The following is a 14,008-nucleotide window of genomic DNA, read 5'->3' as shown; positions in this document are numbered from 1 at the left end:
ACTACTTCCCCTCCAGCACGGCGACGAGATTCTGTTGCAGCGCAGGGCCGCTGGTGGCGTGAGCCAGCACCCGACCCGCCGAACCAGAGAAGATGTGCTGGGCGGCGAACCCGATCCGCTCGAGGCCGGCCGAGAACATCGGGTTGGCGGCCAACGCGCCGCCCGACGGGTTGATCTTCGTCGACTCCGGCAGGCCGATCGCCTCGGTCAGGATCAGCTGCTGGTGGCTGAACGGCGCATACAGCTCCGCGATCTCGATGGAGCTGGTGTCGCCGCCGGTGGCCGCCTTGGCCGACGCCGCGGTCGACGGTGAGGTGGTCAGGTCGCGGGCACCGAGCACCGGCGTTTCGATACGGTGCTCGAAACCGGTGATCCACGCCGGGTTCTCCCGCAACTCGCGCGCCCGGTCGCCGGCCGCCAGCACGATGGCCGACGCCCCGTCGGTGATAGGCGCGATGTCGTGGCGTCGCAACGGATCTGCGAAGTATGGCTGAGCCAGCAGTTCGCTGACGGACCCGGTGGGTGCCACCTTGTCGGTGCGGCCGCCTGCGGCGAACGCATCCAGCGCGACCTGAGCCATCTGCTCTTCGGTCCACTTGCCGGAGTCCAGGCCGAATCGCGCCTGCAGGCCCGCCATCGACACCGAATCGGGCCACAGCGGTGCGACGGTGTACGGGTCGGTCTGCAGTGCGAGCACCCGGCGCAGCGTGCCGGCCGAGGACTTGCCGAAGCCGTACACCAGCGCGGTCTCGACCTCGCCGGTCAGGATCTTGATGTACGCCTCGTACAGCGCCCAGGCCGCGTCCATCTCGACGTGTGATTCGTTGATCGGCGGCACTGCACCGATCGAGTCGATCGCTGAGATGAACGAAAACGCGCGACCGGCAAGGTAATCCGAGGAGCCGGAGCACCAGAAGCCGATGTCGGTCTGCTTCAGGCCGAGCTCGTCGTAGAGCGATTTGAAGCACGGCATCAGCATCTCGACGCCGTTGGTGGTGCCGTTGGTGCGCCGGACATGCGGAGCATGAGCGAAGCCGACGACCGCTACATCGCGAAAAGTCATGTGGCGATTCCCTTTAGAGGTGGTGCTTGTAGGTGTCGTATTCGGCGTCGGGTTCGCCGGTCGGTTTGAAGTACTCGATGTTGTCGATGCCCAGACCCCACTCCTCGCGGGGCTTCCACACCGCTTGAACCCGCATGCCCATCCGCACGTCAGCGACCTCGATCTCCTGAATCAGGTGCAGGAACGGGATGTCGGCGCCGTCGAGCAACACGTAGGCCGCGACGTACGGCGGCTTGATGCGCTGTCCGGCGAACGGGATGTTGATGATGGCGAACGTCGTCACCGTGCCCTTGTCCGGCAGCTCGATGAAGTTGTCCAGCTCGAGGCCGGTGGCCGGGTCGGCTTCCTTCGGCGGGAAATAGACCTTGCCGTCGCTGCCGGTACGGGCGCCCAGCAGCTTGCCGTCTTCCAGTCCGCGCAGGAATGCGCTCTCCGGAAGCGATGCGGTGTGCTGGATTTCGATGCTGCTCGGCGATACCAGGATGGTCACCGGCTCGCGGTCGTCGCCAGCGGACGATTCCACCGCCTCTTCAGCGTCCCCGAGCGCGAAGTACGCAATATCGGTGATCGCGCCGACGGGCTCGTCGATCCAGTGCGCGTGGACCCGCGCGCCCGTGCTGATCGCGTCGGGTGAGTCCGCGGCAACCGCGTGCAGCAGGGCGGTGTCTGCGCCGTCGAGCTTGATCAGCGCCCAGGCGAACGGCTTGTCCAGCGGCTGGCCCTCCAGCGGGTGGGACTGCCAGGTCCACGACTCGACGGTCCCGACGCCGGCAACCGGCACCACCTCCGTCAACGGCGCGTAAGTCACGGGGTCATACTCAGCGGGTGGTACGAGCACTCGCCCGTCCGAGCCGCGGACACCGAGGATGCGTCGCTCACGCAATGCGGTGAAGAACTGGCCGAGGAGTGGTCCGACTGAACGGGTGTAGTCGAATGACAGCTTCAGCGGTGCCGAAAGGGGCTTCTGATGCGCGTCGATCTGCACCGGGCTGCTTTGGCTGGTGGTCACATCATCGAGTAGAACAGGTTCTAAGAATCGTGGCAAGGACCGTGTCCCGGCCAGAAAGGCGGCACCGATGAAGCTGGGTCTGCAACTCGGATACTGGAGCGCACAACCCCCGACAAACCATGCGGAGCTGGTGGCCGTGGCCGAGGAGGCCGGGTTCGACACCGTGTTCACCGCGGAGGCGTGGGGCTCGGATGCGTTCACCCCGTTGGCGTGGTGGGGGCGTGAGACCACCCGGATGCGGTTGGGCACCTCGGTGGTGCAGCTCTCGGCGCGTACCCCGACTGCGTGCGCGATGGCGTCGCTGACGCTGGACCACCTTTCCGGCGGTCGGCACATCCTGGGCCTGGGTGTCTCCGGTCCCCAGGTCGTCGAGGGCTGGTACGGGCAGAAGTTCCCGAAGCCGTTGGCGCGCACCCGCGAGTACATCGACATCATCCGGCAGGTCTGGGCGCGGGAAGCCCCGGTCACCAGCGCCGGCCCGCATTACCCGCTACCGCTGTCCGGTGAGGGCACCACCGGGTTGGGCAAGCCGCTCAAGCCGATCGTGCACCCCCTGCGGGCCGACATCCCGATCATGCTGGGCGCCGAAGGCCCGAAGAACGTCGCGCTGGCCGCCGAGATCTGCGACGGGTGGCTGCCGATCTTCTACTCACCGCGGCTGGCGCCGATGTACAACGAGTGGCTCGATGAGGGCTTCGCCCGGCCGGGTGCACGCCGCAGCCGCGAGGACTTCGAGATCTGCGCGACCGCGCAGGTGGTCGTCACCGACGACCGGGCCTCGATCATGGACCTGATCAAGCCCCACCTGGCGCTCTACATGGGCGGAATGGGTGCTGAGGACACCAACTTCCACGCCGACGTCTATCGGCGGATGGGGTATTCCGAGGTCGTCGACGAGGTCACCCGACTGTTCCGCAGCGACCGTAAGGACGACGCGGCCAAGGCCGTTCCCGACGAGCTGGTCGACGACTCGGCGATCGTGGGCGACATCGACTACGTGCGCAAACAGATCGTCGCGTGGGAAGCCGCCGGCGTGACGATGATGGTCATCGGCGCCCGCACCCCCGAACAGATCCACGAGGCCGCAGCCCTGCTGTAGACACTTCTTGCGAGTTGTCTAGTCGGGGCTTTAGATTGACCGGATGACGCTCGGCTCAGCTCAGCACGTGGGCGTCGCCGAACGTCATGTCGACGTGGGCGACCGATCCGGACACCATCGCGCGCTTCGGCAGCCCCAGCGTGGCCAGCTCTTTGGCGTAGGGGTGGTCGCCGAGCCGCAGCGTGGCGCCGCCCGGCCGGAAGCGGACACCGGAATTCTTCATCTCCCAGGGCACCTCGCGAGTGGTGCCGTCGGCGAAGGTGTAGGTCTTGAGCACCTGGGTGCGGGGGCGCAGCGACGGGATGGGCAGACCCCGGTGGAACTCGATTCCGGCGATCAGCGATCCGTTCTCACTGACGTCGAAGGTGAACGGGTTGGCCTCGCGCACGTTGAAGTCGGCCATGATCTTGGGGAAGCCCCAGATGGTGCGGCCGGCCTCGAGTGTGAAGGACTGATCCACTGGCAGGTGGTGGATGAACGCCGCGGCATCGCCGAGTGCCTTGAGCCCCCGCGCATTCGAGCCCGGCGGATTGACCATCACGCAAGTTCCGAACTCGTTGTACTTGCCCAGGTCGCCGTCGATGTAGCGGGCCAGCATCAGGTTGACCACCGCGCGGCCGGGGCGGAATTCGCAGACTTTCAGTCCGCTGTAATCGACAAGTCGCTGCGCGGCATCGGCCGGAACCGAGAACATAGCCGTGTGGACGTCGGCCTTGCGAACCCGTACCGGCATGGTGAGCACCGTGCCGGCAATCGTGTGCTGCGAATCAGACATGCGGTCACTGTAAACCGCTTTGACACCAAGCGTGAACGAAAAGTAGTGGAGGGAACGGAATGACAGGCACTCTGGCGCCGGCCAAGCCGAATGTTGATCTGACTGACGGCAATTTCTATGCCGACGGCGGTGCGCGCGAGGCGTATCGCTGGATGCGGGCCAATGAGCCGGTGTTTCGCGACCGCAACGGTCTTGCCGCCGCGACGAGCTACCAGGCCGTCATCGACGCCGAGCGCGATCCCGAGACCTTCTCCAACACCGGCGGCATCCGGCCCGACAACCCGGGCATGCCCTACATGATCGACATGGACGACCCCGGACATCTGTTGCGGCGCAAGCTCGTCAACGCGGGCTTCACCCGTAAGAGGGTGATGGACAAGGTCGCCGGGATCGATACGTTGTGCGACACGTTGATCGACGCGGTCTGCGAGCGGGGAGAGTGCGACTTCGTCCGCGACATCGCCGCGCCGCTGCCGATGGCCGTGATCGGCGACATGCTCGGTGTGCTGCCCGAGGAACGCTCGACACTGTTGAAGTGGTCCGACGACCTGGTGTGTGGCTTGAACTCGGCTGCTGACGCCGAAACACTGCAGGCGGTGATGGATGCGTTCGCCGGCTATTCCGCGTACGCCACCGAGACCATCGCCAAGCGTCGGGCGGAGCCGACCGACGATCTGTTCTCGATCCTGGTCAACTCCGAGGTCGAAGGCCAGCGCATGGCGGACGACGAGATCATCTTCGAGACCCTGCTGATTCTCATCGGCGGCGACGAGACCACTCGGCACACGCTGTCGGGCGGCACCGAACAGCTTGTCCGCCATCGGGATCAGTGGCAGCGTCTGGTCGCTGACCCGAGCCTAATACCCGGCGCCATCGAGGAGATGCTGCGCTGGACCTCGCCGGTGAAGAACATGGCCCGAACCGCCATGCGCGATGTGGACTTCCATGGCACCCAGTTGCGCCAGGGCGAGAAGATGCTCTTGATGTTCGAGGCCGCCAACTTCGACGAGTCGGTGTTCGGCGACCCGGAGAACTTCCGTATCGACCGGAACCCGAACAGCCACTTGGCCTTCGGCTTCGGAACCCACTTCTGCCTCGGTAATCAGCTGGCCCGGCTGGAGTTGAGCACCATGGTGCGAAAGGTTCTCGAACGTCTGCCGGACCTGCGGCTCGCCGACGAGTCCGCGCTCCCGCTGCGGCCCGCCAACTTCGTCAGCGGCCTCGAGCAGATGCCGGTGGTGTTCACTCCGTCGCCGCCGGTGCTGGCCTAGGCGCGACTCGCACGACCGTCACACCAGAGTCACGGCCGACGCCCAGCGTGACGCTGGGGTGACGCTCGGGTGTTTGACTACTCCCGATTCTGGGAACCACGACCCCACCTCGGGGTGAGCGGTGTTGCTTGCCGGACCGGGGCGACATCGTGACTAGTTGTGGGGCGAGATGAGTGTGACCGAATCTGACCAGGCCCATTTCCTGCGGCGCTTCTTTGTCGCTGCGATGCTGACCACCGCGACGCTGGTGACGGCGCCGGCGGGCATCCCGGTTGCCTCGGCCGATGAGGGATGTCCCGACGTGGAGGTGGTCTTCGCCCGTGGCACCTTCGAACCGCCCGGCGTCGGCGGCATCGGGCAGGCGTTCGTCGACGAGCTGCGAGCTCAGCCGCAACTGGCGGGTAAGTCGGTCGACGTGTATGCGGTGAATTACCCTGCATCGCTGCAGTTTTCGACCGCAGCCGATGGCGTGATCGACGCGAGTAACCGGGTCCGCGACATGGCGAATCGGTGTCCGGACACCAAGATGGTGCTCGGTGGCTATTCGCAGGGCGCGGCGGTGGCCGGCTACGTCACGGCCGACAAGATCCCGGATGGCTACATCCCGCCCGACGGCATCACCGGGCCCATGGCGCCGGAGATCGCCAAGCACGTCTCGGCCGTCGCGTTGTTCGGCAAGCCGTCCAACGGGTTCTTGAACACCATCGACCGGAGCGCGCCACCGATCACGGTGGGCAGCCTCTACGCCGCCAAGACCATCGACCAGTGCGTCCCCGAAGACCCCATCTGCTCACCGACCGGCGGAAACAATGGCGCTCACCAGGCGTACGCCGTCAACGGAATGACCGCGCAGGCAGCCGGTTTCGCGGCGGACAAGATCGTTGCGGCAATGGCGACGACCCCGAAGGCGACTAGCGCATCTTGAACTGAGGGGCCCGCTTCTCCTTGAACGCCAGCGGACCTTCCTTGGCGTCGTCGGACAGGAACACCGGGATGCCGTTGGCGGTGTCGGGCTTGAATGCGTCGAGTTCGTGCATGCCCTCGGCCTCGCGGATGGTCTTGAGGATCGCCTGTACGGCGAGCGGGCCGTTGTTGTTGATCACCTCAGCGATCTCGAGCGCCTTGTCCAGAGCCGTGCCGTCGGGCACGACGTACCCGATCAGCCCGTAGGACAGCGCCTCCGCGGCGGTGATGTGCCTGCCGGTCAGCAGCAGGTCGCAGGCGATGGTGTACGGGATCTGCCGCGGCAGGCGGACAGCGGAGCCCCCCATCGGATACAGGCTCCACTTGGCCTCGGAGATACCGAACTTCGCGCTCTCACCCGCCACCCGGATGTCGGTGCCCTGCAGGATCTCGGTGCCCCCCGCGATGGCGGGGCCCTCGACGGCCGCGATGAGCGGCTTGGTGAGCCTGCGGCCCTTCAGCAGGCCCTCGATCTTCGTCGGGTCGAAGGCGCCGCTCTTGAACGAGTCACCGGGAGGGGCCTTGGTCGCGCCCTTGAGGTCCATGCCCGCGCAGAAGTAGCCGCCGGCGCCCGTCAGGATGCAGGTGCGGATCTCCGGATCGTTGTCGACGCGGTCCCACGCCTCCACCATGATCGAGAGCATCTCGGTGGAAAGTGCGTTGCGCGCCTCGGGCCGGTTCAGCGTGACGATGAGAGTGTGTCCGCGCTGCTCAATGAGGGCATCGGGGCTTTTTTCGGACTCGCTCACGGGTACCTGCCTTCCAGCGTCACTGCCACAGACTTGTCAGGAAATGTAACACGTTCTAATTTGGGTCCGTGGCCCTGAACATAGCTGATCTAGCCGAGCACGCCATCGACGCCGTGCCAGACCGCGTCGCCTTCATTTGTGGTGACGACAAAATCACCTTCGCCGAGTTGGAGGAGAAGGCGAACCGCTTCGCGCACTACCTCCTCGACCATGGCGTCAAGAAGGACGACAAGGTCGGGTTGTACTGCCGCAACCGCATCGAGATCGTCATCGCGATGCTGGGCACCATCAAGGCGGGCGCAATCCTGGTCAACGTCAACTTCCGCTATGTCGAGGGCGAACTGCGGTATCTGTTCGACAACTCCGACATGGTCGCGTTGGTGCACGAACGCCAGTACGCCGACCGGGTCGCCAACGTGCTGCCCGAGACACCGAACGTCAAGACGATCCTCGTGGTCGAAGACGGCAGCGACAAGGACTTCGCCCGCTACGGCGGCGTGGAGTTCTACACCGCACTCGCCGAAGCCTCACCCGAGCGGGACTTCGGCGAGCGCAGCGAGGACGACATCTACCTGCTGTACACCGGCGGGACCACCGGCTTCCCCAAGGGCGTGATGTGGCGCCACGAGGACATCTACCGGGTTCTGTTCGGCGGCACCGACTTTGCCACCGGTGAGTTCGTCAAGGACGAATACGATCTGTCCCGGGCGGCCGCGGAGAACCCGCCGATGGTGCGTTACGCGATCCCACCGATGATCCACGGCGCCACCCAGTCGGCGACCTGGATGTCGATCTTCTCGGGCCAAACCACGGTGCTGTCACCGGAATTCGACGCCGACGAAGTGTGGCGCACCATCCACGAGCACAAGGTGAACCTGCTGTTCTTCACCGGCGACGCCATGGCGCGGCCACTGCTCGACGCGCTGCAGGCCGCCCTGGACGGCGGCCGGGAATACGACCTGTCGTCGCTGTTCCTGCTGGCCAGCACCGCGGCGCTGTTCTCCACCAGCCTCAAGGAGAAGCTGCTCGAACTGCTGCCCAACCGGGTCATCACCGATTCGATCGGCTCGTCGGAGACCGGCTTCGGTGGCACCAGCATCGTGGCCAAGGGCGAGCACCACAACGGTGGACCGCGGGTCACCATCGACCATCGGACGGTCGTGCTCGACGAGGACGGCAACGAGGTCAAGCCCGGATCCGGCGTGCGGGGTGTGATCGCCAAGAAGGGCAACATCCCGGTCGGGTACTACAAGGACGAGAAGAAGACCGCGGAGACGTTCAAGACCTACAACGGCGTGCGCTACGCGATCCCCGGCGATTATGCCGAGGTCGAGGCGGACGGGTCGGTGACGATGCTGGGTCGCGGCTCGGTGTCGATCAACAGCGGTGGCGAGAAGATCTACCCCGAAGAGGTGGAGGCCGCGCTCAAGGGCCATCCGGACGTCTTCGACGCCCTGGTGGTCGGTGTGCCCGATCCGCGCTTCGGCAACCACGTTGCCGCCGTCGTCGCCCCCCGCAAGGGAGCCCGCCCGTCGCTGGCCGACCTGGATGTGTTCGTGCGCAAGGAGATTGCCGGCTACAAGGTGCCGCGCAGCCTCTGGATCGTCGACGAGGTCAAGCGCTCACCCGCCGGCAAGCCCGACTACAAGTGGGCCAAGGACCAGACCGAGCTGCGCCCCGCCGACGAGGTGCACGCCAAGCACGCTGGAGCCGCTAGCTGATGCGCACCGAGCTCTGCGATCGCTTCGGCATCGAATATCCGATCTTCGTCTTCACCCCGTCGGAGAAGGTGGCCGCCGCGGTCACCCGCGCCGGCGGCATGGGTGTCCTGGGGTGCGTGCGGTTCAACGACCCCGACGACCTCGAAGCCGTGCTGCAGTGGATGGACGCCAACACCGACGGCAAGCCGTACGGCGTCGATGTGGTGATGCCGGCGAAGGTCCCCACCGAGGGCTCGTCGATCGACATCAACAAGCTGATCCCGCAGACACATCGGGACTTCGTCGCCAAGACGCTCGCCGACCTCGGAGTGCCGCCGCTGCCCGAGGACGAGGCGAAGTCCGAAGGCGTGCTCGGGTGGCTTCACTCGGTGGCCCGCAGCCACGTCGAGGTTGCGCTGCGGCACCCCATCAAGCTCATCGCGAACGCGCTCGGCTCACCGCCCAAGGACGTCATCGATCAGGTGCACGAGGCCGGGGTTCCGGTGGCCGCGCTGGCCGGAAGCGCCAAGCATGCCCAGCGGCACGCGGAGAACGGCGTCGACATCGTGATCGCCCAGGGCCACGAGGCGGGCGGGCACACCGGTGAGATCGCCTCGATGGTGCTCGTGCCGGAGGTCACCGATGGGTTGGCTGGACTGGACCGGCCGGTCGCCGTGCTCGCAGCGGGTGGTATCGGCACCGGCCGCCAGGTGGCTGCCGCGCTCGCGCTTGGTGCACAGGGTGTTTGGATGGGGTCGGCGTTCCTGACCGCCGCCGAGTACGACCTCGGTGTTCGCACCGAGGGCGGAGCATCGGTGATCCAGGAGGCGCTGCTGGCCGCCACCTCGAGTGACACGGTGCGTCGCCGCATCTACACCGGCAAGCCGGCCCGCCTGCTCAAGAGCCGGTGGACCGAGGCGTGGGACGCCGAGGGTGCACCCGAGCCGCTGCCGATGCCGCTGCAGAACATCCTGGTCTCCGAGGCGCATCAGCGGATGAGCGCCTCCGCGGACCCGTCCACCGTCGCGATGCCGGTCGGTCAGATCGTGGGCCGGATGAACGAGATCCGACCGGTCGCCGACATCATCGCCGAACTGGTCACGGGCTTCGAGGCCGCGACGCGGAAACTGGACGCGATCCGCGACAGCTAGCCCGCCGGGCTGACTAAGCTCGGTCGGGTGAACGGCGCACAGGCACTGATCTCGACCCTGGTCGACCACGGTGTGCGGGTGTGCTTCGCCAACCCCGGCACCTCGGAGATGCATTTCGTCGCCGCGCTGGACACCGTGCCGCAGATGCGTGGTGTGCTCACCCTTTTCGAGGGCGTCGCCACCGGGGCTGCCGACGGTTACGCCCGCATCGCGGACGAGCCCGCCGCGGTCCTGCTGCACCTGGGTCCGGGGCTGGGCAACGGCCTGGCCAACCTGCACAACGCACGACGGGCACATGTGCCCGCCGTCGTGGTCGTCGGCGACCACGCCACCTATCACAAGAAATACGACGCGCCGCTGGAGTCCGATATCGACTCGGTGGCTCAGACCGTGTCGGGCTGGGTGCGCCGCACGATGGCCGTCGCCGACGTGGCCGCCGATACCGCTGCCGCCATCGCGTCTGCCCGCGCCCACCGGCACATCGCCACCCTGATCCTGCCCGCGGATGTCTCGTGGGATGAGGGCGCATCCGGTGTGAAAGAGGTTGCGGCACAGCCGGCCGCGGTCCTCCACGATGCCGAACAGGTCGAGTCGGCGCTGCGCTCGGGTGAGCCGACGGTGATCATGGTCGGGGGTGACGCCACCGGGTCCGACGGACTGTCCGCGGCGGTCCGGCTCGCGCAGGCGTGCGGGGCGCAGGTGTTGTGCGAAACCTTCCCGACTCGCCTGGAGCGCGGGGCCGGCCTGCCGGCTGTCGAACGGCTCGCCTACTTCGCCGAGGCGGCGACCGCCCAGCTCGCCGGAGCCCGACATCTGGTGCTGGCCGGTGCGCCACATCCGGTGTCGTTCTTCGCCTATCCCGGCAAGCCGAGCGATCTGGTGCCCGACGGTTGTGCGGTACACACCCTGGCCGGGCCCGTCGGCGCCAGGGCCGCACTGAGCACGCTGGCCGACCGGATCGCACCGGACGAGACCGCCGCCACCGCGGTGGCGTCGCGGCCGTCGTTGCCGAGCGGTCCGCTCAACGTGATGACCTCCGCCGACGTGATCGGTGCGCTGCTGCCCGAACATGCCATCGTCGTCGACGAGTCGAACACATCGGGAGTCCTTCTGGCGCAGGCCACCGCGGGCGCCCCGGCGCATGACTGGCTCACCCTGACCGGTGGCGCGATCGGCTATGCGCTGCCGGTGTCGGTCGGTGCCGCCATCGCCGCGCCGGATCGGCCGGTGCTGTGCCTGGAGTCCGACGGTTCGGCGATGTACACCATCTCGGCCCTCTGGACTCAAGCCCGCGAACAGCTCGACGTCACCACGGTCGTCTACGCCAACCGTGCCTACGACATCCTGCGCATCGAACTGCAGCGGGTGGGAGCAGAGGCAGTGGGGGAGCGGCCGGGCCCTAAAGCCGAGTCACTCCTGGACTTGACCAGTCCCACAATCGATTTCGTTCGCATTTCCAAAGGCATGGGTGTTCCGGCCCGCCGGGTGGGCACCGCCGAGGAGCTCGCCGACGCGCTGCGGTGGGCCTTCGACGAACCGGGACCGCACCTCATCGAAGCGGTCATGCCGTCGATCACCGGCTAGTGGCGGATTTCGAACACCGGGTCGGCACACTCCAGTGCCTCGGCGGACAGTTTGCGCTTGATGATCTTGAACGTCTCGGTGCGCGGCAACGACGTGCTGACTCGCACGAACGCCGGCCACTGTTTGGGCCCGAGGTCGCTTTGGGCGGTCAGGAACTCCCGGAAGTCGGTCACGTCGAACGTGGCGCCCTCGGGCATGACCAGCGCGGCCATCACCCGGTCACCGACCGCGGGGTCGGGGATGGCATAGACCGCCGCCTCGGTCACGTCGGGATAGCGCATCAGCACCCGCTCGATCGGTGCGGTGCCCAGGTTCTCACCGTCGACCCGCATCCAGTCGCCCAGCCGGCCGGCGAAGTGCACGTAGCCGGCGTCGTCGCGGTAGGCCAGATCGCCGCTGTGGTAGACCCCACCGGTCATCCGCTCCGACTCGGCGTCCGGGGCGTTGTAGTAGCCGCGGAAGTTACCCGGCCCGGTGAGGTTCACCAGTTCGCCGATGACCCCCGGCGGGCACGGCTCGCCGGTCTCGACGTCGACGATCTCAAGACCGTCGGGTAACGGCCCCAGCGCACCCTCGGGGGTGTCCGGGGTGCGGGCGATGTTGACGCCGCCCTCGGTGGATCCGAACCCGTCGACCACTGTCACGCCGAAACGCTCGGCGAACCGGTCGATGTCGCGCGGCGCGGCTTCGTTGCCGTAGACGACCCGCAGCGGGTTGTCGGCATCGTCCGGGCGAGCGGGGGTGGCCAGGATGTAGGACATCGGCTTGCCCACGTAATTGGCGTAGGTGGCCTTGAACCGGCGCGCATCCGGGATGAACTGGGAGGCGGAGAACTTGCGGCGCAAGGCAATCGACGCCCCTGCCGCCACCGCGACGGCCCAGCCCGCCATCACCGCATTGGAGTGGAACAACGGCATCGACAGGTAACAGGTGTCAGCGGGTCCGAGGCCGAATCTTTCGGACAGCATCACACCCGGGACGGCCACCTTCTCGTGGGTGCACCGCACCGCCTTCGGGTCGCCGCTGGTGCCCGAGGTGAAGATCAGCATGAACAGGTCGTCGGATGTGCTGGGCGCGAACGAGATCGGAGATCCGCGGAACCGTGCGAGCTCATCGGCCCACTCCGGCGAACCGACGTCGATGACGGCCACACCCGCCGGGGCGAAACCGGCGCCGTAAGTGTCGAGCTCACCATCGGTGAGGACCAGCTGACAGTCGGCGGTCGCGATGTCACGCGCCAGCGCCTCGCCGCGGCGGGTCGGGTTCAGCCCAACCGGAACCAGTCCGGCCATCGCGGCCGCCACCAGCAGCGACGAAAAGAACGGCGTGTTGCCCAGCAGCACGCCGACGTGCGGTGGCTTGGCCGGATCGAGCCGCGCTGTCAGTGCCGCCGCCAGATCGGCGGCATCCTGAATATGTTGGCGCCAGGTCGAATACGAGCCATCGTCGGCGTGGATGCCGCGATCGTCGACTTCAGCCAGCCGCGCCAGCAGGTCGGTGACGGTCGGCTGGTTCACCGATCCGGTCAAGCCGGCGTGTCGGCCAGCTCACGGCCGATCTGCCGCAGCTGCGCGGTGGCGCCGCCCAGTGCGAACTCGATCTGCTTGGCAGTGAGGAAGTATCGGTGCACCTGGTGGTCGACATCGATCCCGACACCACCGTGGACGTGCACGGTGGTGTGGGCGACGCGGTGTCCCGCCTCGGCAGCCCAGAACGCGGCGGTGGCGACTTCGGGGTCGGCGGGCAGGTCCTCAGACAGCCGCCAGGAGGCTTGCACCAGCGCCAGGCCAAGGCCCTTGATGTCGATGTAGTCGTCGGCAAGCCGGGCGGAGACCGCCTGGAAGCTGCCGATCGGCCGGTCGAACTGCTCGCGGGTGCGGGCGTACTCGGCCGTCAACTCGAGCGCCCGCTCCAGCACGCCGAGCTGGAAGGCGGTGTACCCCAACGTCTTGTGGGTGGACAACCACGCCAGCACCTCGGCGTCACCGACGATCCGGTCGGCGCCGACCTCGACGCCGGCGAGGTCGAGCTCGCCTGCGCTGTTCAGTCCGGTGGTCAGCAGCGGCGTCACCGATACTCCGGCGTCGTCCTTTGCCACCAGGAAGACCTTTGTGCCGGAATCGGTTTCAGCGGGAACCAGGAATGCGTCCGCGACCGGACCGAATGGGACCTGGGTACGGGTGCCGGTCAGGCGGAACCCGCCACCGGAGGCGGCGGCCTGCACCGGGCCCTGACCGAATTCCCCGTCGAGGGCGACGGTCAGGATCTTCTCGCCGGCCACCGCCGGGGCTGCCCACTGCTCGCGCAGCTCCGGTGTGCCGACCCGGCCCAGCGCTCCCGCGCCGAGGACGACCGACTCCAGGTAGGGCACGGCGGCCAGTTGGCGGCCCAACGCCGCCAGGATCGCCGTCTGCTCCAGGACGCCGAACCCGGCGCCGCCCACCGATTCCGGTGCGGCGGTGGACAGGATGTCCGCGTCGATGAGCTTGCGCCACAGTTCGGTGTCGAAGCGCTGCTCGAGGCCGTCCAGCTCACGCTGGTGCTGAGGAGTGCAGACGGCGTCGACGATGGTGCCGACGAGACCCGAAAGATCCTGTGCCGCTTCTGTTCTGGTGAAGTCCATGTTGGTCCTAAGTTGTCTCGG

Annotated in this window: 12 protein-coding genes; 6 read left to right on the top strand and 6 right to left on the bottom strand. The window is 67.1% G+C overall.

The window, feature by feature from the left end; translation table 11 throughout:
• Position 1: 1 nt before the first annotated feature.
• Positions 2–1,063 (bottom strand): thiolase domain-containing protein, encoded by a 1,062-nt coding sequence (locus tag AB4879_RS11980; protein WP_370507749.1) that lies wholly within the window; start codon positions 1,061–1,063, stop codon positions 2–4.
• A gap of 13 nt (positions 1,064–1,076) precedes the next feature.
• Positions 1,077–2,072 (bottom strand): Zn-ribbon domain-containing OB-fold protein, encoded by a 996-nt coding sequence (locus AB4879_RS11975; RefSeq protein ID WP_370507748.1) that lies wholly within the window; start codon positions 2,070–2,072, stop codon positions 1,077–1,079.
• Positions 2,073–2,139: 67 nt separating this feature from the next.
• Here AB4879_RS11975 and AB4879_RS11970 point away from each other — a divergent pair, with 67 nt between their 5' ends.
• A complete protein-coding gene (locus tag AB4879_RS11970) occupies positions 2,140–3,171 on the top strand; it encodes an LLM class F420-dependent oxidoreductase (protein WP_115317438.1) in 1,032 nt (343 codons plus the stop codon).
• Between the two features lie 55 nt (positions 3,172–3,226).
• Here AB4879_RS11970 and AB4879_RS11965 read toward each other — a convergent pair whose 3' ends face one another.
• A complete protein-coding gene (locus AB4879_RS11965) occupies positions 3,227–3,946 on the bottom strand; it encodes an acetoacetate decarboxylase family protein (protein ID WP_083118716.1) in 720 nt (239 codons plus the stop codon).
• 59 nt (positions 3,947–4,005) lie between these two features.
• On the opposite strand from AB4879_RS11965, the gene AB4879_RS11960 reads away from it, so the two are divergent.
• The gene (locus AB4879_RS11960) at positions 4,006–5,217 is read left to right on the top strand and encodes a cytochrome P450 (RefSeq protein ID WP_370507747.1); all 1,212 of its coding nucleotides are present in this window, start codon (positions 4,006–4,008) and stop codon (positions 5,215–5,217) included.
• A gap of 226 nt (positions 5,218–5,443) precedes the next feature.
• On the top strand, positions 5,444–6,142 hold the full coding sequence (locus AB4879_RS11955; RefSeq protein WP_199189884.1) for a cutinase family protein: 699 nt from the start codon (positions 5,444–5,446) through the stop codon (positions 6,140–6,142).
• Here the strand turns inward: AB4879_RS11955 and AB4879_RS11950 are convergent.
• Positions 6,129–6,929 carry a crotonase/enoyl-CoA hydratase family protein gene (locus tag AB4879_RS11950; protein WP_102807258.1) on the bottom strand — a complete coding sequence of 267 codons (801 nt, stop codon included), beginning with the start codon at positions 6,927–6,929 and terminating at the stop codon, positions 6,129–6,131. The two genes, AB4879_RS11955 and AB4879_RS11950, sit on opposite strands and share 14 nt — an antisense overlap.
• 68 nt (positions 6,930–6,997) lie before the next feature.
• Here AB4879_RS11950 and AB4879_RS11945 point away from each other — a divergent pair, with 68 nt between their 5' ends.
• From AB4879_RS11945 to AB4879_RS11935, 3 genes are read left to right on the top strand one after another with little or no spacing between them, the layout of a single operon-like run.
• Positions 6,998–8,650, top strand: a complete 1,653-nt coding sequence (locus tag AB4879_RS11945) for an acyl-CoA synthetase (RefSeq protein ID WP_036341706.1) — start codon at positions 6,998–7,000, stop codon at positions 8,648–8,650.
• Positions 8,650–9,780 (top strand): NAD(P)H-dependent flavin oxidoreductase, encoded by a 1,131-nt coding sequence (locus AB4879_RS11940; protein ID WP_370507746.1) that lies wholly within the window; start codon positions 8,650–8,652, stop codon positions 9,778–9,780. The genes AB4879_RS11945 and AB4879_RS11940 overlap by 1 nt, the downstream gene beginning before the upstream one ends.
• Positions 9,781–9,807: 27 nt before the next feature.
• Entirely contained in the window at positions 9,808–11,364 is a 1,557-nt protein-coding gene (locus AB4879_RS11935; RefSeq protein ID WP_370507745.1) for an acetolactate synthase large subunit, read from the top strand.
• On the opposite strand, the gene fadD17 is transcribed toward AB4879_RS11935, so the two are convergent.
• A complete protein-coding gene (gene fadD17, locus AB4879_RS11930; RefSeq protein WP_370507744.1) occupies positions 11,361–12,893 on the bottom strand; it encodes a long-chain-fatty-acid--CoA ligase FadD17 in 1,533 nt (510 codons plus the stop codon). The two genes, AB4879_RS11935 and fadD17, sit on opposite strands and share 4 nt — an antisense overlap.
• Positions 12,890–13,987, bottom strand: coding sequence for an acyl-CoA dehydrogenase family protein (locus AB4879_RS11925; protein WP_370507743.1), 1,098 nt, complete (start codon positions 13,985–13,987; stop codon positions 12,890–12,892). The genes fadD17 and AB4879_RS11925 overlap by 4 nt, the downstream gene beginning before the upstream one ends.
• Positions 13,988–14,008 lie beyond the last annotated feature (21 nt).

The organism is Mycobacterium sp. SA01 (genome assembly GCF_041287105.1).
In the GTDB taxonomy this organism is placed as follows: Bacteria; Actinomycetota; Actinomycetes; order Mycobacteriales; family Mycobacteriaceae; genus Mycobacterium.
Note: the sequence above shows the minus strand (reverse complement) of the source record. Positions and strands in the feature narration are given on the sequence as shown.

Bases quoted from the DNA above. Each gene is read 5' to 3' on its own strand.
- AB4879_RS11970 (WP_115317438.1), top strand. From the start codon at position 2,140: ATGAAGCTGGGTCTGCAACTCGGATACTGGAGCGCACAACCCCCGACA.
- AB4879_RS11940 (WP_370507746.1), top strand. From the start codon at position 8,650: ATGCGCACCGAGCTCTGCGATCGCTTCGGCATCGAATATCCGATCTTC.
- AB4879_RS11965 (WP_083118716.1), bottom strand. From the start codon at position 3,946: ATGTCTGATTCGCAGCACACGATTGCCGGCACGGTGCTCACCATGCCG.
- AB4879_RS11925 (WP_370507743.1), bottom strand. From the start codon at position 13,987: ATGGACTTCACCAGAACAGAAGCGGCACAGGATCTTTCGGGTCTCGTC.
- AB4879_RS11980 (WP_370507749.1), bottom strand. From the start codon at position 1,063: ATGACTTTTCGCGATGTAGCGGTCGTCGGCTTCGCTCATGCTCCGCAT.
- AB4879_RS11955 (WP_199189884.1), top strand. From the start codon at position 5,444: ATGCTGACCACCGCGACGCTGGTGACGGCGCCGGCGGGCATCCCGGTT.
- AB4879_RS11960 (WP_370507747.1), top strand. From the start codon at position 4,006: ATGACAGGCACTCTGGCGCCGGCCAAGCCGAATGTTGATCTGACTGAC.